This is a genomic window from Nonomuraea typhae (assembly GCF_009760925.1).
Lineage (GTDB): Bacteria > Actinomycetota > Actinomycetes > Streptosporangiales > Streptosporangiaceae > Nonomuraea > Nonomuraea typhae.
Genome location: NZ_VRLV01000010.1, coordinates 214,483 through 233,446 on the forward strand (window position 1 = coordinate 214,483; position 18,964 = coordinate 233,446).

At 69.9% G+C, this 18,964-nt stretch carries 19 protein-coding genes; 15 read left to right on the plus strand and 4 right to left on the minus strand.

The annotated features are described in order from the left end of the window. Positions 1–99: 99 nt before the first annotated feature. The 3 genes from FVE25_RS34080 (at position 100) to FVE25_RS34090 (ending at position 4,730) form a co-directional block, all read left to right on the plus strand. A complete protein-coding gene (locus FVE25_RS34080) occupies positions 100–750 on the plus strand; it encodes a GntR family transcriptional regulator (RefSeq protein ID WP_157251254.1) in 651 nt (216 codons plus the stop codon). A gap of 52 nt (positions 751–802) precedes the next feature. Then, positions 803–1,762, plus strand: a complete 960-nt coding sequence (locus FVE25_RS34085) for a pirin family protein (protein ID WP_157251255.1) — start codon at positions 803–805, stop codon at positions 1,760–1,762. Between the two features lie 151 nt (positions 1,763–1,913). Continuing rightward, entirely contained in the window at positions 1,914–4,730 is a 2,817-nt protein-coding gene (locus FVE25_RS34090) for an AfsR/SARP family transcriptional regulator (RefSeq protein ID WP_157251256.1), read from the plus strand. A gap of 57 nt (positions 4,731–4,787) precedes the next feature. Here the strand turns inward: FVE25_RS34090 and FVE25_RS34095 are convergent, their stop codons facing one another. Then, positions 4,788–5,249 (minus strand): MBL fold metallo-hydrolase, encoded by a 462-nt coding sequence (locus FVE25_RS34095; RefSeq protein ID WP_157251257.1) that lies wholly within the window; start codon positions 5,247–5,249, stop codon positions 4,788–4,790. A 164-nt stretch (positions 5,250–5,413) separates the two neighbouring features. Here FVE25_RS34095 and ngcE point away from each other — a divergent pair, with 164 nt between their 5' ends. From ngcE to FVE25_RS34130, 7 genes are all read left to right on the plus strand, one after another. After that, positions 5,414–6,859 (plus strand): N-acetylglucosamine/diacetylchitobiose ABC transporter substrate-binding protein, encoded by a 1,446-nt coding sequence (gene ngcE, locus FVE25_RS34100; protein WP_157251258.1) that lies wholly within the window; start codon positions 5,414–5,416, stop codon positions 6,857–6,859. A 5-nt stretch (positions 6,860–6,864) separates the two neighbouring features. Continuing rightward, complete coding sequence (locus FVE25_RS34105) at positions 6,865–7,779, plus strand: carbohydrate ABC transporter permease (protein WP_157251259.1); 915 nt, start codon at positions 6,865–6,867, stop codon at positions 7,777–7,779. A 1-nt stretch (position 7,780) separates the two neighbouring features. Continuing rightward, a complete protein-coding gene (locus tag FVE25_RS34110) occupies positions 7,781–8,674 on the plus strand; it encodes a carbohydrate ABC transporter permease (RefSeq protein ID WP_157251260.1) in 894 nt (297 codons plus the stop codon). A 9-nt stretch (positions 8,675–8,683) separates the two neighbouring features. Then, complete coding sequence (locus FVE25_RS34115) at positions 8,684–8,932, plus strand: 4a-hydroxytetrahydrobiopterin dehydratase (RefSeq protein ID WP_157251261.1); 249 nt, start codon at positions 8,684–8,686, stop codon at positions 8,930–8,932. A 53-nt stretch (positions 8,933–8,985) separates the two neighbouring features. Then, positions 8,986–9,519 carry a superoxide dismutase family protein gene (locus tag FVE25_RS34120; protein WP_157251262.1) on the plus strand — a complete coding sequence of 178 codons (534 nt, stop codon included), beginning with the start codon at positions 8,986–8,988 and terminating at the stop codon, positions 9,517–9,519. Positions 9,520–9,580: 61 nt separating this feature from the next. After that, the gene (locus FVE25_RS34125) at positions 9,581–10,675 is read left to right on the plus strand and encodes a low temperature requirement protein A (protein ID WP_157251263.1); all 1,095 of its coding nucleotides are present in this window, start codon (positions 9,581–9,583) and stop codon (positions 10,673–10,675) included. Next, positions 10,672–11,004 (plus strand): nuclear transport factor 2 family protein, encoded by a 333-nt coding sequence (locus FVE25_RS34130; RefSeq protein WP_157251264.1) that lies wholly within the window; start codon positions 10,672–10,674, stop codon positions 11,002–11,004. The genes FVE25_RS34125 and FVE25_RS34130 overlap by 4 nt, the downstream gene beginning before the upstream one ends. Positions 11,005–11,089: 85 nt before the next feature. On the opposite strand, the gene FVE25_RS34135 is transcribed toward FVE25_RS34130, so the two are convergent. Then, on the minus strand, positions 11,090–12,253 hold the full coding sequence (locus FVE25_RS34135; RefSeq protein WP_246267819.1) for an aminotransferase class III-fold pyridoxal phosphate-dependent enzyme: 1,164 nt from the start codon (positions 12,251–12,253) through the stop codon (positions 11,090–11,092). A 140-nt stretch (positions 12,254–12,393) separates the two neighbouring features. Further along, entirely contained in the window at positions 12,394–13,404 is a 1,011-nt protein-coding gene (locus FVE25_RS34140; protein ID WP_157251266.1) for a carbohydrate kinase family protein, read from the minus strand. A 49-nt stretch (positions 13,405–13,453) separates the two neighbouring features. On the opposite strand from FVE25_RS34140, the gene FVE25_RS34145 reads away from it, so the two are divergent. The 3 genes from FVE25_RS34145 (at position 13,454) to FVE25_RS34155 (ending at position 15,657) form a co-directional block, all read left to right on the plus strand. Next, positions 13,454–14,047, plus strand: a complete 594-nt coding sequence (locus FVE25_RS34145) for a TetR/AcrR family transcriptional regulator (RefSeq protein ID WP_157251267.1) — start codon at positions 13,454–13,456, stop codon at positions 14,045–14,047. 86 nt (positions 14,048–14,133) lie between these two features. After that, the gene (locus FVE25_RS34150; RefSeq protein ID WP_157251268.1) at positions 14,134–15,003 is read left to right on the plus strand and encodes a Clp protease N-terminal domain-containing protein; all 870 of its coding nucleotides are present in this window, start codon (positions 14,134–14,136) and stop codon (positions 15,001–15,003) included. Between the two features lie 15 nt (positions 15,004–15,018). Further along, positions 15,019–15,657 carry a class II aldolase/adducin family protein gene (locus FVE25_RS34155; protein WP_246267821.1) on the plus strand — a complete coding sequence of 213 codons (639 nt, stop codon included), beginning with the start codon at positions 15,019–15,021 and terminating at the stop codon, positions 15,655–15,657. On the opposite strand, the gene FVE25_RS34160 is transcribed toward FVE25_RS34155, so the two are convergent. Then, entirely contained in the window at positions 15,647–17,221 is a 1,575-nt protein-coding gene (locus tag FVE25_RS34160; protein ID WP_157251269.1) for a DUF885 domain-containing protein, read from the minus strand. The two genes, FVE25_RS34155 and FVE25_RS34160, sit on opposite strands and share 11 nt — an antisense overlap. Before the next feature lie 23 nt (positions 17,222–17,244). On the opposite strand from FVE25_RS34160, the gene FVE25_RS34165 reads away from it, so the two are divergent. Then, positions 17,245–18,456 (plus strand): DUF4032 domain-containing protein, encoded by a 1,212-nt coding sequence (locus FVE25_RS34165; RefSeq protein WP_157251270.1) that lies wholly within the window; start codon positions 17,245–17,247, stop codon positions 18,454–18,456. Between the two features lie 136 nt (positions 18,457–18,592). Then, positions 18,593–18,961 (plus strand): roadblock/LC7 domain-containing protein, encoded by a 369-nt coding sequence (locus tag FVE25_RS34170; protein WP_157251271.1) that lies wholly within the window; start codon positions 18,593–18,595, stop codon positions 18,959–18,961. Positions 18,962–18,964 lie beyond the last annotated feature (3 nt).

The window sequence follows — 18,964 nt, forward strand, 5'->3', positions numbered from 1 at the left end:
GATCGCTGTGTACTATTTTGTACACAGAATTCATAGTGCAGTATTTTGCATCACGTCAAGCGCTACGCTGAGCAGGGAAGATCACACCGAAGGAGTGCCATGCCGATCGAGCGGCGACCGCTGCGCGAGCAGATCAGGGACGAGCTCCTGAGGAGGCTCGATCGCGGCGACTTTTCCGCGGGCACGGACATCAACGAGGCGACACTCGCAGGTGAGCTCGGCGTTAGTCGTACCCCGTTGCGCGAGGCGCTGATCACCCTGGCCGGCGAGGGCGTGCTGGAGAGCTCCCAGGGGCGGGGATTCCGCTTCGCCCCGGTCAGCCGCAAGGAGTTCAGGGAGCTGTGCGAGATCGTCGCCGCCCTGGAGTCCCTGGCCCTGGAGACCTCCGACCCCGCCTACCTGCGCAAGATCGGCCCCGAGCTGCTGCGGCTGGCCCGCGACTTCCCCGATCCGGTGGCCGAGCAGCAGGTCATAGAACGCCACGACGACGAATGGCACGACCTCCTGCTCAGCGGATGCGCCAACGAGCGGCTGCTGGACCTGATCACCAGCGTGAAGGCGGGCATGCGGCGCTACGCCCACCTGATGGCCGGGGACGACGCGCCCCTGGAGCGCGAGGCGGCCGAGCACACGCAGGTGGCCGAGCACCTCATCGCCGGCGAGCTCGGCCGGGCCACCCAGGCGCTGCGCGACAACTGGGTCAACGGGATGGAGCGAATGATGTCCCGCATACCTTCCGCAGCGGAATAGTTGAAAGATAAACTGGGTTAGCTCCTCCAGACCCCGCAGGAAGGAGCAAGAGATGCCCGCCGTAACCGTCGAGAACCCGCTCACCCTCCCCCGCATCCCCGCCGTGACCGGCCAGGAGCGCAAGGTGCTCGCGGTGGAGACCGCGCCCAGCGGCTTCGAGGGCGAGGGATTCCCCGTGCGCAAGGCGCTGGCCGCGATCAAGCCCGCCTACCTCGACCCGTTCGTCATGATGGACCAGATGGGCGAGGTCGACTACGCGGCCGGCGAGCCCAAGGGCACCCCGTGGCACCCGCACCGCGGGTTCGAGACGGTCACGTACATGATCGACGGCGTGATCGACCACCTCGACTCCAACGGCGGCGGCGGCACGATCACCAACGGCGACACCCAGTGGATGACCGCCGGCGCCGGCATCCTCCACAAGGAGGCCCCGCCGGAGTGGCTCGTGCAGAAGGGCGGGCTGTTCCACGGCGTCCAGCTCTGGGTCAACCTCCCCGGCGCCAAGAAGATGATCGCCCCGCGCTACCAGGACATCGGCAGCTCCAGCGTCGTACTCCTGAGCAGCGAGGACGGCGGCGCCCTGGTCCGCCTGATCGCCGGCGACCTGGCCGGGCACGCCGGACCCGGCTCCACCCAGACCCCGATCACCCTGCTGCACGCCACGCTCAGCCCCGGCGCCCGCCTCGCCCTGCCCTGGCGCAAGGACTTCAACGCCCTGGCCTACGCCCTGTCCGGGCAGGGGCGCGCGGGGACAGCGCCGCTGAACAGCGGCCAGCTGGCCGTCTTCGAGGGGTTCGGCACCCGGCCCGGCCTGGCCACCACGGCCGAGTACTTCACGCTCACCGCGGGCCCCCGCGAGACGCTGGAAGTGATCGTCCTGGGCGGCGAGCCGATCGGGGAGCCCGTGGCCCACTACGGGCCGTTCGTCATGAACACCCGCGCCGAACTCGTCCAGGCATTCGAGGACTACCAGGCGGGCAGGCTCGGCGTCATCCCGGCGGAACACGCCTGACGGGAGCCGTGCCCGGACCAGGCGAGGTCAGCTCGGTGCGCTCCGAGCACCGGGCACGGCGGACTGTATGCCCCCGTCACCGCTTGTGGTTGCGGCTTTGTCGAGACCATAGTCAAGAGCGGGATAATTCCGGTTTAAGGCAGGTTCACGGGTGGCGCACTTCGGGATTCTGGGGCCTCTGCGCGTCTGTCACGACGACGACGAGATCCGGATCCCCGGCGTGCGCCCGGCCACCGTCCTGGCCGTCCTCCTGGTACGGCAGGGCGCGGCCGTACCCATGGACGTGCTCATCCGCGAGGTGTTCGACGGCGAGGAAGACGTCCGCGACCCGCGCAAGCAGGTCCAGATCCACGTCACGCGGCTGCGCAAGCTGCTGCAGCCGCTCGGGGCCGGCATCGAGTGGCGGGGCGCCGGGTACGTGCTGGCACTCGGCAGTGGAGCGCTCCTTGACGCACACGAGTTCGAGCGGCTGCGGGACAGCGGCCAGGCCGCGGCCCGCTCGGGCAGGATGCTGGCGGCCGCCGGGGACTTCCGCGCGGCCTCCGCGCTGTGGCGGGGCCCGGTGCTGGCCGGGCTGCACGGGCCGGTGATCAGCGCGGCGGCGGCGCGGCTGGAGGAGACCCGGCAGGACGTCGTCGAGGATCGCATCGACGCCGACCTGGCCGTCGGCCGGCACCGCGAGGTGGTGCCGGAGCTGAAGGGCCTGCTGGCCGAGTACCCCCTGCGCGAACGGCTGCACGGGCAGCTCATGCTGGCGCTCTACCGGTCCGAGCGGCCCTCCGACGCGCTGGGCGCCTACGAGGAGGCCCGGCGCAGGCTGGCCGCCGAACTGGGCGCCGACCCCGGGCCCGCGCTGCGCCGGCTGCACGAGCGCATCCTGCGCCAGGACCCGGACCTGGCCGCCACGCCCGAGGAGCCCCCGCCCGCCGAGCTCCCCATGGACGTGCGCGCCTTCGTCGGGCGCCGCGACCAGCTCCGGCACCTCGCCGCCCGGCTCCACCGGCCGCCGGGCGAACGCCCGGGAGAGCCCGTCGTGCTCGCCATCGACGGACCCGGCGGCCTCGGCAAGTCGGCGCTGGCCATCCACGCCGCCCACCGGGCCGCGCCCCACTACCCCGACGGCCAGCTCTACGTCGCCCTGCACGGCGCCACCCCGGGCATGGAGCCGCTGCCGCCGTACGAGGCGCTGTGCCGGCTGCTGCGCGCGCTCGGCGTGAGTGACGAGCGGCTGCCCAAGAACACCGACGAGGCCGCCGCGCTGCTGCGCACCGTCACCTCGCGGCGCCGCCTGCTGTTCCTGCTCGACAACGCCGCCAGCGCGGCCCAGGTGCGCCCGCTGCTGCCCGGCGGGCCGGGATGCGCGGTCCTGATCACCAGCCGGGCGCCGCTGCTCGCCGTCGAACATGCCGACCGGCTGCACCTGGGCGAGCTCGACGAGCCGGAGGCGGTCGCGCTCCTCGCCGCCCTGGCCGGCGCCGGACGCGTCCGCGCCGAGCCCGAGGCCGCCATCGAGGTCGCCGCCCTGTGCGGGCGGCTGCCGCTGGCCCTGCGCGTGATGGGCGCGCGGCTGGCCGTACGCACGGACTGGACCATGGCCGAGGCGGCCGCGCGGCTGCGCGACGCCCGGCACCGCATCGACGAGCTGCAGGAAGGCGACCTGGGGATCCGCAGCACGTTCTCCTTCAGCTACGAGGCGCTGTCGGCCGAGGAGAGCGGCGAGGCCGCCATCCGGCTGTTCGCGCTGCTCGGGCTGCTGGAACTGCCGGTCGTCGGCGCCGACGTGGCCGCCGCGCTGGCGGGCCGTACCGACGCCACGGTACGGCGGGCGCTCGACCGGCTGGTGCAGGCCCAGCTCCTCCAGGTCACCGGGACCGGCAGGTTCGCCATGCACGACCTGATGCGGCTGTTCGCCAGAGAGAAGGCGGCCGAGCACCTCGGCTTCGACGAGGCGCGCTCGGCGATCCAGCGCGCCGCCCACGCCTACCTCGCGACCGGGCGCGACGCCCAGCTCATGCTGCTGCCGGCGCTGGCCGGCCGGACCCCGCTCGGGCCGCCGGAACGCCCCCACGACGGACCGGCCTTCGGCGCCGTCGACCAGGTCGTGACCTGGATCGACACCGAAGGACCCAACCTCCTGCGCATCGCCCGCCAGACCGGCGGCCTGCCCGACGACCAGCTCACCATCGGCCTGGCCGCCGCGCTCTTCACCTGCCTGCAGTTCCGCGGGCCACTGCCCGACCTGGTCGAACTCGCCCTTCTCGGCCTGACCGCCGCCCGCCGCAGCGGCGACGGACGCGCCCAGGCCACCATGCTCGGCAACCTCGCCTTCGCCCACGACCGCCGCCACCGCCTGGACGAGGCCGCCGCCTGCCTCGGCGACGCCCTGCGCCTCTGGGCCGCGCTCGGCGACACCGACGGGCAGATCCGCACCCTCAACAAGCTCGGCATCGTCCACGTGCACCGCGACGAGTACGAGCGGGCCGCCCACTGCTACACCGAGAGCCTCCGGCTGGCCCGCACCCGCGCCAGCAAGATCCAGGAGGCGTCCATCCTCAACAACCTCGGGGCGCTGATGAACAAGGTCGGCAAACCCGCCGACGGCCACCAGCTGCTGCGCGCCGGGCTGGCCGCCTGCCGCAACGAACCCGACGTGCAGCTGGTCGGGATGATCCTGGGCAACCTCGGTACGGCCAGCCGGCTGCTGGGACGGCTGCACGAGGCGGTGTCGTACTTCGTCGACTCGCTGCGGCAGGTGACCAAGACGGGGGACCTGTTCACGGAGGCGGAGTCGCACTGGTTGCTGAGTGAGGTGTACGACGAGTTGCGGGAGCACGGGCGGGCTCGGCAGTCGCGGGAGAAGGCGGTGGCGATCCTGCTCGACCTCAAGGAGATCTCGGCGGGTGAGGCGGCGCGCATCCTGGGCGACCCGTCACCCGAGATGCCCGAACCGATCCGCCGCCAACGCTGACCTGGTGCTCCTCGGCGACCCACCCCTGCTCCCGGCCGGCCCTTCAGATGCCCTCCATTACTCCGAGGCGCTCGGGGTGACCCAACTCCAGGGCCGGCGGAGGTTCGGCGCCTGGAAGTGCCGCTGAGTGATGATCTCGTTATAGCCATTTGTCACGACGTAGCGCTCGAAGCGGGCTACAACTGCCTTATGGGCGAAGATCGTGGCTCTTGGGCCGGACTCCTCGAAGGGGGCCGTTCCGAAGCCGTGGCCGATGGGCCCGTGCCAGTAGAATGCCGTGGTCAGAGGCGCTTTGGACCATGTGCGGACATCCTCGTGGAGCTTGGCCGCGGAGAAGGGGCTGCCGGTGTCGCAGAGGATCAGCTCGCCCTCGGTCTCGAACGTGATGACGTTACCGAATCCCGGCCACCGGCCGAGCCCTTCGGCGACGAGCCGGACTCCCTTGCCGTCCATGCCGGTGTCCACGATGCTGTCGTCCGACTCGCCGTTCCAGATCCGGTCCGCGTACTCCTCGATCATGAGCCTGACTTTGTTCTAGAGCACCCTTCTAGACAAGGGGTCACGGAAGCGCCTCACAAGGTCACGGCTCGATTGCACCCTCTTGACGGGAGTATCCGGACATTCATACGTTCGGCAAAACGTTTAGGAAACTTTCCTAATTGATCCCGTACAGGAGAGTCTGTATGTCCCACCCCGGAGAGATCACGCGGCGCCAACTGCTGCGCCGGATCGGCCTGACCGCGTTCGTCGCCGGCCCCGGTATGGGCCTGCTCTCAGCCTGTGCCACCGGCGGCGGGAACGCCGGGCCCACCGCCTCCGCGGCCCCCGCCACCACCGCCGCCGGCAACCCGAACAACCCCTTCGGCGTCGACGCCAAGAAGGGCCTCGAGGTCGTCATCTTCACCGGTGGCCTGAAGGACGACTACGCCACCGCCGTACACGAGCCGATGTACACCAAGGCATTCCAGGGCGTGCCGATCAAGCACGCCGGCACCCAGAACGTCGGCACCATGCTGCGCCCGCGCTTCCTCGCCGGCGACGCCCCCGACGTGGTCAACAACTCCGGGCCCGAGGCCATGGACGTGGCCGCGCTCGCCGCCGAGGGCCAGGTGCAGGAGCTCACCCAGCTCTGGGACGCGCCCGCCATGGGCGACCCCGGCAAGAAGGTCCGCGACACGGTCACCCCGGCCGCGATCGACGAGGGCAAGCTCAACGGCAAGGACATGACCCTCAACTACATCGTGTCCCACCGTGCCCTCTGGTACAACGCCAAGCTCTTCGAGAAGGAGGGCTGGACGCTGCCCCAGACCTTCGAGGAGTTCAAGGCGCTGGGCGACAAGGCCAAGGCCAAGGGCATTCACCTCTTCGCCTACCCGGGCCAGAAGGGCCCGTACTACATGCTCTGGAACATGCTGTACCAGGCCGCGAAGATCGGCGGCAACCAGGCCATCATCGACATCGACAACCTCGTGGACAACGCCTGGAAGTCAGAGGCGTTCAAGGCGTCCGTGACCGCCTGGCATGAGATCTTCACGAAGTACAGCGACAAGTCCTACCTCGGCCTGGACCACACCCAGACCCAGATCAAGCACCTGCAGGACAAGTTCCTCTTCTACCCGACCGGCTCCTGGCTGGAGGGTGAGATGGCCAAGGACAAGCCGGACACCTTCGAGTACGCCATCGCCCCCTTCCCCAGCGTCACCGCCGCCGACAAGATGCCCTACGGCGCCATCCAGGTCGGCACCGGCGAGGTCTACTTCGTCGCCGCCAAGGGCAAGAACCCGCAGGGCGGCCTCGAGTACCTGCGCATCATGCTCTCCAAGGAGGGCGCGAAGGGCTTCGTCGAGAAGACCAAGAACCTCACCATCGTGAACGGCTCCGCCGAGGGCGTGGACCTGCCCCCGGGCCTGGCCTCCGCCGCCAAGGCCCAGGACGCCGCCGGGCAGAACATCATCACCACCGCCCGCTTCGAGGGCTGGTACAAGGAGCTGTTCGACTACGCCTGGGCGCAGCAGAACATCCTCATGGGCGGCCGGATGACCGTCGACGAGTTCCTCGACAAGGTGCAGAAGAAGGCCGACGCCATCAAGAAGGACTCCTCCGTCACCAAGCAGACCAGGAACGCATAAGTTCGATGGAGCGGCTTCGCAAGTACGGGTTCATCCTGGGATTCCTCGCCGTCCCGGTGACCCTCTATGTCGTTTTCGTGATCAGTCCGTACATACAGGCTTTTCAGCTCTCGCTGACGAGCTGGAATGGCTACCAGGCGACACCGGCCTTCGTCGGGTTCGAGAACTTCACCCGGCTCTTCCAGGACGAGGTCTTCTGGAACGCCCTGCGGACCCACGGGATCGTCCTGCTCGTGATGCCGCTCGCCGTACTCGCCCTCGCGCTCGTCTTCGCCTTCCTGCTGAACCTGGGCGGCGGCGCGCGGGGGGCGGGCATGCGGGGTGTGTGGGGCTCGACCTTCTACAAGGTCGTGTTCTTCGCACCCCAGGTGCTCGCGCTCGCCATCGTCGCCGTGCTGTGGAAGGCGATCTACCGCCCCGACGAGAGCGGCGTGATCAACGGCGCCCTCATAAGGCTCGGCTTCGACCCGGTCGGCTGGATGAGCGACCCCAGGCTGGCGCTGTGGTCGCTGATCGCGGTCATGGTCTGGCAGGCCGTCGGCTTCTACGTCGTGCTGTTCTCCGCCGGGATGTCCTCCATCCCGAAGGACTACTTCGAGGCCGCCATGCTCGACGGCGCCGGCCGCTTCACCCTGTTCTTCCGGATCACGCTGCCGCTCCTGCGCGACACCCTGCAGGTCGGCTGGGTCTATCTGGGCATCGCCGCCTTCGACTGCTTCGCGCTGGTCCAGGTGCTCACCCTGGACCAGGGCGGCCCGGACGGCGCCACCACGGTGCTCCCGGTCGAGATCTTCAAGACGGCCTTCTCCTACAGCAAGGTCGGGTACGCCTCCGCGATGGGCGTGGCCCTGTTCTTCCTGACGATCACCTTCGCGGTGCTGACCCTGCGCGTCACCCGGCGCGAGAAGATCGAGCTCTGAGATGACGACCGTGACGCGCCCCAAGCCCAAGTCCGCCGACGTCGGCTCCGGCAGGCCGGCCAAGCCGAAGCCCAGCGTCCTCAGCGGCCTGTCGCACGTCGCGCTGGCCATCTGGGCGCTGCTGATCATCCTGCCGCTGCTGTGGACGTTCCTGGCCGCCTTCAAGAACAACACCGAGATCTTCGGCGACGCCCTCCAGCTCCCCGCCGCCCTGCGCTGGGACAACTGGGCCCGCGCCTGGGACAAGGCCCACGTCGGCCAGTACATGATCAACACCGTGATCGTCGTGTTCTTCAGCACGCTCGGCACGATGCTGTTCGGCTCCATGGCCGCCTACGTGCTGGCGCGCTACAAGTTCTTCGGCGGCAAGCTCATCTACCTGCTGTTCGTCTCCGGCATGGCCTTCCCGGTCTTCCTGGCGATCACCCCGCTGTTCTTCGTGGTCAAGCAGGTCGGGCTGCTCAACTCCTACCTGGGCCTGATCCTCGTCTACATCGCCTACTCGCTGCCGTTCACCATCTTCTTCCTCGCCGCGTTCTTCCGTACGCTGCCGGAAGCCGTGGCCGAGGCGGCCAGGATCGACGGCGCCTCACACACCCGGACCTTCTTCCAGGTCATGCTGCCGATGGCGAAACCCGGACTCGTCAGCATCACGATCTTCAACGTGCTCGGCCAGTGGAACCAGTACCTGCTGCCGCTGGCCCTGGTGCCCGCCGACCGCTCCAAATGGGTCATCACCCAGGGCATCGCCGACATCTCCACCATCGCCGGCTACGAAGCCGACTGGCCCGCCCTGTTCGCCGCCATGAACCTGGCCATCATCCCCGTGCTGGTCATCTACATCATCTTCCAGCGGCAGATCCAGTCCGGGCTCGGCGCGGGGGCCGTGAAGTAACGTGTCCCCATGAGTGAGTGGACACGCGAGGGAGAGGTGCTCCGGCGCACCGTCACCGCGCCGGACTTCCCCACGGCCATCCGCATCGTCGACGAGATCGCGGTCGAGGCCGAGAAGATGAACCACCATCCCGACATCGACATCCGGTGGCGCACCCTGCACCTGGCCCTGACCACGCACGACAAGGGCGGCATCACCGAGCTCGACCATCAGCTGGCGGCCGTCATCGACGGGATCGCCGCAAAACACGGAGCGTGATCTAGCCATTACCCATTAGAGTGACCGCCTCGTCACTCTCATGGGGAGAAGACATGCGCTGGGTACCCGTCGTCCTTCTGTCCGTCCTGGCCGCCGCCTGCGCGCAGACCGCCGAGCCCGTCACGACGAGCCCGGCCGGCGCGATCACCGTCTCGGGCGGCGGCAGCCTGACCGACGCCGACACCGCCGCGATCGCCTACGACCGCAAGCTCGCCCCGGCCGGCGCCCAGGCCAGCGCCACCGCCGAGTCCGTCGGCCCCAAGACCACCTCCTCCCTGGTGGTCGAGGGCCTCCTGCCCAGCCGCGCCTACGGTGCCCACCTCCACACCAAGCCCTGCGGCGCCAAGCCCGACGACGCCGGCCCCCACTTCCAGCACCACCCCGACGGCGCCAGCGCGGCCAACGAGGTCTGGCTCGACCTCACCACCGACGCCGAGGGCGCCGGCCGCGCCACCGCCCGCCACCCCTGGTCACTCGACCGCGCCCGCCTGCCCCAGTCGCTGGTCATCCACGCTCAGGCCACCGTCTCCTCCGGCCCCGACGCCGGTACGGCGGGGCCGCGCGTCGCCTGCCTGACCCTGCGCTGACGTCGGCGAGGTGCAGGCATCCCCTAGGATGCTTACACAATTACGTCGAAGGGCTCGTGCGATGTCTGAACACCGGTGGCAGCCACCCCGATTAAGGCTGTTCGAGGGCGAACACCGCCGGGCCACCTGGCTGGAACTCCTCTACGACCTGGTGTTCGTAGTCGCGGTGGCCGAGCTGGCCGACGTTCTGGCCCAGGGCAACGGCCTGGCGTTCGTGGGCCTGTTCGTACCCCTGTGGTGGGCCTGGGCCGGGTACGTGTTCTACGCCAACCGCTTCGACACCGACGACGTGAGCCACCGGCTGCTCATGCTGCCGCAGATCCTGGCGATCGCGCTCATGGCGGCCAGCGTGGGCGACATCGGCTCGCGGTCCGCCCTGTTCGCCGGATCGTACGTGGTCGTGCGGGTCCTGCTGATCGTCGCGTACGTGCGCGCCCGCCGCCACGTCCCCGAGGCCCGCGCCCTCACCACCGCCTACATCGCCGGCTTCGCCCTGGCCGCCCTGCTCTGGCTGGCGTCGCTGGCCTTCGAGCCGCCGGTCCGCTACGTCGTGTGGGCCCTGGCCGCCGCCGTCGACCTGGCCACGCCGTTCCTCGCCCGACGGCACCAGGGCTCACTGCCCCCGCAGACCGAGCACCTTCCCGAGCGGTTCGGCCTGTTCGTCGTCATCGTCCTCGGCGAGGTCGTCGCCGCCGTCGTCTTCGGGCTGAAGGGCCACGCGGTCACCCCGGGCGCCGTCGTCGTCGCGCTGGCCGGGATCGCCGTGGCGATGGCGTTCTGGTGGCTGTACTTCGGGCACCTCGACGAGTCCGTCGTGCTGCGCACCCGCCTGGCCGGCCAGGTCTGGGTGTACGCGCACCTCCCGCTGGCTCTCGGGCTGGCCGCGTTCGGCATCGGGGTGGAGCACGAACTGGCCGCCCCGGGCTCCTCCGGCTGGGCGGTCGGCATCCCGGCGGCGCTGGTCTTCGCCACGCTGGGATTGCAGCATCTGTGCTCGGGTGACCGGCGGTCGTCGGCGATCCGGGCGGCTTCGGCGGGGGCGGTCCTGCTGCTGTCGTGGCGGCCGGGCGCCGCCGTACTCCTGCTGGTTCTGGCGCTTGGGGCGGCTCAGGTCGTTTATCTCCTGAAATATCGTGCATCTGAGGAAATTTCATGATCCGTGAGCTTTTCGACCGGCAGCTGACCGCGATCGCCGAGGGCGACCTGGAGACGCTGCTCAGCCAGTACCACGAGGACGCCCTCGTCGTCCGCCTCGACCGCGTGGCCAAGGGGACGGCTGAAATCCGGGCCTTCTTCACCGGCTACCTGGAGCTCAAGCCTCGGGTGGAGGAGATCAAGGCGGTGCAGGTGGTGGACGACACCATCTTCTACAACGCCGTCATGACCATCGCCGGCAACCGGGTGAGCGCCTACGGCACCCTGGTCACCCGAGACGACCGCATCTGGCGCCAAACCGCCTCCGCCGTACCCCTCCCGAGCAGCTGAGGCGCGCCAGAGCCCGGGCCGTCGGAACAGGCAGCAGAACCTGACCGATCACGACGGACACCGGGTCCCGGGCCCGCGCGGCCGGTCAGCCGAAGCGGGCGCGGGTCTCGGCGAAGGCGGCGTCGGTGCCTTCGAGGGCCCGGGCCACGTCGGCCTCCGTGTGGGCGGCGGACATGAACCAGTTGTGCCACGGGTGGAGGTACACGCCGTGGCGCAGGCAGGCCGAGCTCCAGTGCATGGCGACCGACAGGTCGGCGTCGCCGTCGAAGCTGAGCCACGGGATCGTCACCGGCCCGGTCTGCTTCACCGTGAAGCCGTGGGACTCGGCCTGCGCGTACAGCCCTTCGCGAAGCTGCGTGCCGGCCGCCTCCATGGCGGCGATGGCCGCGGTGTCCCGGATGGTCTCGACGGTGGCCTTGGCCGCGGCCATGGCCACCGCGGAGAACCAGAACGAACCGGTCGAGTACAGGGTCTGGGCCGGGCCGCGCAGGGCGTCCGTGCCGGTGACGGCGGCGATCGGGTAGCCGTTGGCCATCGCCTTCGACCACGCCGTCAGATCGGGCCGCACGCCGTACGGCTCCCACGACCCACGCAGGTCGATCCGAAACCCGGCCCGCACGTCGTCGATGACCAGCGCGGCACCGATCCGGTCGGCCAGCGCCCTGGCGCCACGGGCGAACTCCGGCTCCACGAGCTCCTGATCCTCGAACGAGTCGTGTTTGAACGGCGTCACGATGATCGCCGCCACCTGACCCTCCACACTCGCCGCGGCCTCCTCCAGGCCGGCCAGCGAGTTGTAGGCGAACTCCACCAGATCGGCCCGCTCATTGGGCGTGGTCCCGGCCGTGGACGGCGTGCACCAGGGATCCGCCCCATGGTAGGCGCCGTGCGCCAGCAAAACCTTGTGCCGCCCGGTAGCCGCCCTGGCGACCATGAGCGCCTGGGTAGTGGCATCGGTGCCGTTCTTGGAGAACATCGCCCAGTCGGCGCTGGGGATGGTGTCCACCAGCAGCTCGGCCAGCTCGACCATGACCGCACCGGGCCCGTTGAGACAGTCCCCCTTGGCCAGCTGCGCCGCGGCCGCCCGCTCGACCACCGGGTGCCGATGCCCAAGCACGACCGGTCCCCAGCTGCACATGAAGTCGATGTACTCGCGCCCGTCCACGTCCCACTGCCGGCAGCCGTCACCACGCTCGAAGAACTGCGGATAGGCGGGTGTGAAGATGGCAGCGTTCAGATGCCCGTACATGCCACCGGGCACAACCTTGCTCGCCCGCTGACGAAGCCCGCCATCCGCCACCCGGGCACCTTCCGGCCGACGGAGTCCGTCATCTGTCATGTGCATTCCTTCAGTCCGCTGGATTCCAGGAGTTGACGTCCACGCGTCATTCACCGCCCGAGAGCCGAGTTGGCCGGGCCAGGAGACGGTTCGTCGAGAAGCGCCAGGGTGGAGGGGAGGTCGGTGATGCCGGCGTCCGAGCCCAGGCCGGTGGCGACGCGGGCCGCGGCTGCCGTGCCCCAGCGGGCAGCGGTGACCACGTCCTGGCCGTGGAGCAGTCCGGTGATGAAGCCCGCGCAGTACGCGTCGCCGCACCCCGTGGTGTCGCTGACCTCCACCTTCAGCGCCGGCACACGCGTCTCCCCCACCTGGCGAGCGCCCACGCCTGGGCCGTTCTCCGGGCCGGCCGGTGAGTGGCCGGGGGTGGTGACGATGAGGCTGCCCTCAGCTCCCAGGGTGATCACGACGCCGCGGGGGCCCGCGGCGAGGAGGCTGTGGGCGGCCTCCTCGATGGCGGGGGCGCCGGTCATGAGGAGGGCCTGGGACTCGTTGGGCAGGACGTAGTCCACGTGCGGCAGGAAGGATTTCGCCATTTCCAGCAGGTCGGGCATCTCGGACAGGAAGTCCATGGTGATGAGGACGCCTGCGGCGCGCAGGGAGTCCAGGAGGGTGAAGAAGGCCGGGTCGCCCAGGCCGAAGGTGACGTCTACGCCGCCGAGGTGGATGGCGCGGGCCGACCGCAGGATGTCGGGGTCCAGGTCTGCCGGGGTGACGCTCAGGTTGGCGCCGGGGACGTGGAAGCTGGGGCGGCCGCCGTCGGGGCGGATGGGGAGGACGGAGGCGGCCGTTTGTTCTCCGGTACGGCGGCGCAGCCTCGAGACGTCCACGCCGTGGCGGGACATGACCATGAGGAGGAAGTCCCCGAGTTCGTCGTCGCCTATGGCGCCCAGCGAGATGACCTGGTTGCCCAGTTTGGCCAGGTCGACGGCTGTTCCGGCGGCGGCGCCCGCGGCGGTCAGGCGGATCTGGTCCACGAGCACGGTGTCCTGGCCCCGGGGGATGTGGTCCACCGGGCGGGTGAGGATGTCGACGATGTGGACGCCGACTGTGACGACCGTCATAACGCGTTAGTAGACAGACGTCCGACTAAAAAGTCAATACAATGCCTCCATGCCGAAGATCGTGGATCACGACGAGCGCAGGCGGGACGTCCTGACCGCCGCCAGCAAGGTGATCGTCCGGGACGGTATCGACGCGGCCACCACCCGTGCCATCGCCAAAGAGGCCGGGTTGTCCAATGGCGTGCTTTCTCATTACTTCTCGGACAAGGAGGAGATCCTCTTGTCGGCGTTGCGCGCCTCGCATCGCCGGATACGGGAGCGGTTGACCTCCAAGGTCACCGGGCTCACCGGGGTGGCCGCGTTGCGTGAGATCCTTCTGGACAACCTGCCCCTCGACGACGAGCGGAACCAGGAGACCAGGCTCGAGGTCAGCTTCTGGAGCCGGAGCCTTGCCTCGGAGGACCTGGCCGAGGTTCAGCGCGCGGAAGTCGGGGAGCTGCGCGAGGCCGTACACGACCTGCTGGAGCAGGCGCGGGCGGCGGGAGAGGTGCGGGCGGACGCCGACCTGGATGATGCGGCCGAGCACCTGCTCGCACTCGTGGACGGGCTGAGCGTGCACCTGCTGTTGTACCCGGGGTGGCTGGACCGGGCCCGGGCCGAGCGGCTCATGCTCGCCGCCCTCGAGGGGCTCGTGACACGGTAGTCCGCACGCGCCGGCGTTCGCCCCAAGGTTCCCCCAGAGACAAGTCAGGCTTGTCGCGACGACAACGACAACTTAACGTTGTCACCATGGACAGCCCAGCGCTGAACACCCAGGTGATGATCGACGCGGTAGCCGAGCGGGCCGGTTCGGAGGATCCGCTGGCTTTGCTGGAGGCGGCCATCGGCTACGCCGCCCTGCTGGGCAGTGCCGCCGACGCCATGGTGGACCACTACGTGCAGGCGGCCAGGACCGCGGGCCTGTCCTGGACCGACATCGGGGACCGGCTCGGCATCAGCAAGCAGGCCGCCCGGCAGCGGTTCGCGCCGCGGCTGCAGGTCAGCGGTGGCCCGGCGGCCGAACCGGTGCCCGTCGCCCCCCGGCTGGCCGCGTGTGTGGCGGCGGCGCAGGCGGCCGCGGACGCGGAGGGCGGCGTCCCGGGGAGTCAGCATTTGCTGCTCGGGCTCATGGAGGTGGGCGTCGCGGCCGGGGTGCTGGACCGGCTGGGCGTGACGCGGGAGAGGATCCGCGAGTCGGCTGCCCGGCTGCTCGAGTCGCGGGGAGACGGGGAGGCGTACGACCACGTTCTGCGCGCTCGCCGGTTCGCCGCGTCCAGGGGGCAGAACCTGGCCAGGACCGAGCATCTGCTGTGGACGCTGACCATGGATCCGGGATCGTCGGCACGGCGCATTCTGGACGATCTCGGCGTGGCCCCGGCGCGGATGAAGAAGGAGCTCAACGACCTGATCCCGCCGCCTCCACGGCCGGGACGGCGGGGGCGGAAGCCGGGCAGGCGGGACACGCTGGCCTGTTCCTTCTGCGGCTGCGCCGACGGGAGCCGGGCCATGGTCAACGGGCCCGGGGTGCAGATCTGCGGCGAATGCGTGGCTCTCGCCGTGGAGATCATCGAGGCCGCTCATGGCAAGACCACGGCATCAGGCCGCCGCCTGATTCCCTGACGCGAGGGTGGATTCGTGCTGACCGAGCTCAGAGAGCAGATGTGCGCGTACGGCAGGCAGGCCGTCGGCCAGGGCCTGGTGATCGGGTCGTCCGGGAACCTGAGCGCCCGCGAGGGCGACCTGGTGACCGTCACCCCGTCGGGCGTGCCGCTCGACCGGCTGACGCCCGAGATGTGCCCGATCGTGGACGTCGACGGCTACCTGGTGGACGGCGACCTGCAGCCGTCCTCGGAGACCCCGATGCACCTGGCGATCTACGCCGCCACGCAGGCGCGGGCGATCGTGCACACGCACTCGGTCTTCGGCACGGTCGTGGCCACGACGATGACCGAGCTGCCGCCGGTCCATTACAACGCGCTCCTGCTGGGCGGCGTGATCAAGGTGGCCGAGTACGCGACGTACGGCACGCCCGAGCTGGCCGCCAACGTGCGGGCGGCGATGGCGGGCAAGCAGGCCGCGCTGCTCGCCAACCACGGCGGCGTGACCATCGGCGCCACTCTGGAGCAGGCGTTCGAGGCGACCCGCCTGCTCGAGTGGCTGTGTGAGGTCTACGTGCGCGGCCTGGCGATCGGCAAGCCGGTCGTCCTCGACGAGGAGCAGCTGGCCGCGGTGGTGGAGCGCGCCGCCACCCGTCAGGAGTTCCCTAGGCGCTGACGCCCACGGCCTGCTCGGCCAGGCCCAGCGGCAGCCCGCCCGAGCCGGCGAGCCGGTCGTGGAAGTCCTTGAGCGAGCCGTCCCACGACTCCCGGATGCGGTCGATCTCGATCGCCCCGGTCAGGTAGGAGGGCGCCTGTGTCGGCCAGGCGCAGTACCGGTTGACCTCCCCCTGCGCCGTCCCGGGCGACAGCGACGCCTTGGTCGCCATGAACGTCTCGGCCTGCTCGATCGTCATGTCCTCGCAGTGCAGCGCGGTGTCCACGACGATGCGGGCGGCGCGGAAGATCCGGCAGTCGAGGTGCGCGAGCTCGGTGGCGGGCGTGTCGAAGTAGCCCTGCTCGTGCAGCATCTTCTCGACGTACAGGGCCCAGCCTTCGGTGAAGTACGGCGTGCGGAACACTTTCCTGGCGGTCCGGGGGTTTCCGGCGATGTGCGACAGGTGCCAGTGGTGTCCTGGATACGCCTCGTGCACGGCGATGGAGGGCATCTGGGCGCGGGAGTTGGTGCGCAGGCGCTGCCGTACCTGCTCCTCGGTGAAGGTGTCCGGGGTGTAGGGCACGAAGAAGATGCCCGTGCGGGAGCTGCTGAGCGGCGGCGGCGCGAGGTAGTGGGCGACGGAGAGGATGGGCCGGGTGTATTCGGCCGAGGGCAGGACCTTGCACTCCTCGCCTTCGGGGAAGGTGACGAGGTCGCGCTCGCGGGTGAAGGCGCGGGCGCGTTCGGTTTCCGCCTCGTACTCCGCGCGCATGGCTTCCAGGGTGGGCGGGTGGTCGTCCATCAGGGAGTCCATGGCGGCCCGCCAGTCGCCGCTGCCGTTGACGCGCTGGGCGACCTCGCGCATGCGGGTGTCCAGGAGGGCCCATTCGCGCTCCCCCTTGGCGTGCAGTTCGGCCGCGCCGTACGCGAGGAGTTCGCGCTCGCGCAGGAGCGTCGTGTAGAGCTTCTCGCCCATGCGCCAGGTGCCGCCGCACGCGAACGACTCCAGGAAGGCGACGAGCTCGTCGAAGGCCGCGGCGGCGGGTTCGGCGGCGGCGGCCAGTTTGGCGCGCAGGCCGGGGTCCTCGACCTGCGCGGGCAGGGTGGAGGTGAGGAAGGCGCGGCCGGTGCGCGCCTGGCCGAGTCCGCGCTGGACGAGCAGGGGCGCGGCGATCGTGGGGTCGAGGTTGGTACGGCAGGCGGCCAGCACCCCGGGCACCTCGGCCAGCCGGGCCAGGGCGCCGGCGACGAGTTCGGGCTCCGGCTTGAGGCGCTGCTGGAAGGGCGTGTTCAGGGAGACGAACACCAGCGACAGGTAGAAGGAGGGGTCGCGCCGCCAGGCGGGCCATTCGGCGGCGGCCACGGAGCCGCGCAGCTGGGACAGCACGAGGTCGCGGTCGATCGCGTCGCCGGGGCCGGGCGTGTCGAGCTCGGACAGGCGGGCGATCCAGCGGCGCTCCTCCCGTTCGACGGCGGTGAGACCGGCGGCGGTGAAGTCGCCGAGCGTGTGGTCGTAGCCGTCGGCGCCGAGGTAGCTGGCGAGGATGGGGTGGTTGGCGAAGTACCAGGCGAGAAACTCATCCACGTGTCGCACAATATCCTGATGAAATGCCCCTACAGATCACCGGCGCGCTGGGTGACCCCGACCTGATCAGACTCCCGTGGGAGACTCCGCTCGCCGAGTGGCCGCAGCATCACCTGGTCGACCTCCCCCGTGGCATCTCCCGGCACGTGGTGCGCTTCGCCCGCCTGTCCGGCAAGGTATACGCGATCAAAGAGATCAGCGAGCGGTACGCCAAGCGGGAGTACCAGCTCCTGTGGGACCTGGCCAGGCTGGACGCGCCCTCGGTGGAGCCGGTCGCCTACGTCACCGGCCGCGACGAGGGGCTGGACGCCGCGCTGATCACCCGGCACCTGCAGTTCTCGCTGCCCTATCGGGCGGTGATGTCGGGCACGCTGCGGCCCGACACGCTGAACAGGCTGCTCGACGCGCTCGCCGTCCTGCTGGTGCGGCTGCACCTCAACGGCTTCTACTGGGGCGACTGCTCGCTGTCCAACACGCTCTTCCGCCGTGACGCGGGCGCGTTCGCCGCGTACCTGGTCGACGCCGAGACCGGCGAGCTGCACCCGATGATCAGCGACGGCCAGCGGATGGCCGACATCGAGACCGCGCACGTCAACATCTTCGGCGAGATGCTGGACCTGGAGGCGGGCGGCCTGCTGCACCCCTCGATCGACCCGATGGAGACGGCCGAGGACATCGTCACCCGCTACCACCGGCTGTGGAACGAGATCACGCAGGACGAGATCATCGAAGAGGTCGACTGGCACAAGGTCGAGCAGCGCATCCGGCGGCTCAACCTGCTCGGCTTCGACGTGGCCGAGATGATGGTGCGCCGCAAGGTCGGCACCGGGCGGCTGATCGTGCGGCCGAAGGTGGTGGACGCCGGGCACCACCAGCGCCGCCTGCTCCGGCTGACCGGCCTGGACGTGGAGGAGAACCAGGCGCGCCGGCTCCTCAACGACCTGGACGGCTTCCGCGTGGCCAAGGGGCTGCGGCACGAGGACGAGGCGATCGTGGCGCACCGGTGGCTGGCCGAGGCGTTCCAGCCGACGATCGAGGCGGTCCCGGCCGAGATGCGGCGCAAGCTGGATCCGGCCCAGATCTTCCACGAGGTGCTCGACCACCGGTGGTACCTGTCGGAGGCGGCCGGGGCCGATGTGGGGCTGGCGGCGGCGGTGCAGTCGTACGTCGACCGGGTTCTCATCCACAAGCCGGACGAGAAGGCTCTGCTGCCGGACGAGAACCCCACAATGTGAGGAAATTTCGCCTGTAGGGCGGCGTTCTCGCTGGTGAGGGCATATTTCCTATCCGGTACGTGATTCTTCCTCTGCAGGCGGAAAGCTCTCCCTCACCCCGGGAAGGCGGCGGGCCCCGGGGTTCTAGGCTGCCTCAGTGCTCGCACTCGACGACTGCCTCCTCAGCGTGATGGACATCCCCGGCGCCCTCGACGCCCTGGTGCTGGATCATCTCAGCGGGACCGTGATGGCCTCCGGCGGCCGGGGTGAGGTGGAGAAGTCCGCACCCGCCCTGGGCGAGACGCTCCGCGTCGCGATGGACGCGCTGGCCGGCTGCTCCGAGCGTGGAACGGTCCGGATCGACGACATGATCGTCGTCACCGACGACGGCTACCACCTGCTCCACCCGGTCGAGATGCCCTTCGACGGACCGCTGGTCATCTACGTCCGGCTCGACCTGCGGCGGGCCAACCTGGCGCTGGCCCGCCACCACATGCAGGCGATCACCGGCCAGTTGCGGGCGTGAAGC

Coding starts and splice junctions, on each gene's coding strand:
- FVE25_RS34080 (WP_157251254.1), top strand. CDS start 100: ATGCCGATCGAGCGGCGACCGCTGCGCGAGCAGATCAGGGACGAGCTC.
- FVE25_RS34085 (WP_157251255.1), top strand. CDS start 803: ATGCCCGCCGTAACCGTCGAGAACCCGCTCACCCTCCCCCGCATCCCC.
- FVE25_RS34095 (WP_157251257.1), bottom strand. CDS start 5,249: ATGATCGAGGAGTACGCGGACCGGATCTGGAACGGCGAGTCGGACGAC.
- ngcE (WP_157251258.1), top strand. CDS start 5,414: ATGTCCCACCCCGGAGAGATCACGCGGCGCCAACTGCTGCGCCGGATC.
- FVE25_RS34105 (WP_157251259.1), top strand. CDS start 6,865: ATGGAGCGGCTTCGCAAGTACGGGTTCATCCTGGGATTCCTCGCCGTC.
- FVE25_RS34110 (WP_157251260.1), top strand. CDS start 7,781: ATGACGACCGTGACGCGCCCCAAGCCCAAGTCCGCCGACGTCGGCTCC.
- FVE25_RS34115 (WP_157251261.1), top strand. CDS start 8,684: ATGAGTGAGTGGACACGCGAGGGAGAGGTGCTCCGGCGCACCGTCACC.
- FVE25_RS34120 (WP_157251262.1), top strand. CDS start 8,986: ATGCGCTGGGTACCCGTCGTCCTTCTGTCCGTCCTGGCCGCCGCCTGC.
- FVE25_RS34125 (WP_157251263.1), top strand. CDS start 9,581: ATGTCTGAACACCGGTGGCAGCCACCCCGATTAAGGCTGTTCGAGGGC.
- FVE25_RS34130 (WP_157251264.1), top strand. CDS start 10,672: ATGATCCGTGAGCTTTTCGACCGGCAGCTGACCGCGATCGCCGAGGGC.
- FVE25_RS34135 (WP_246267819.1), bottom strand. CDS start 12,253: ATGTACGGGCATCTGAACGCTGCCATCTTCACACCCGCCTATCCGCAG.
- FVE25_RS34140 (WP_157251266.1), bottom strand. CDS start 13,404: ATGACGGTCGTCACAGTCGGCGTCCACATCGTCGACATCCTCACCCGC.
- FVE25_RS34145 (WP_157251267.1), top strand. CDS start 13,454: ATGCCGAAGATCGTGGATCACGACGAGCGCAGGCGGGACGTCCTGACC.
- FVE25_RS34150 (WP_157251268.1), top strand. CDS start 14,134: ATGGACAGCCCAGCGCTGAACACCCAGGTGATGATCGACGCGGTAGCC.
- FVE25_RS34165 (WP_157251270.1), top strand. CDS start 17,245: ATGCCCCTACAGATCACCGGCGCGCTGGGTGACCCCGACCTGATCAGA.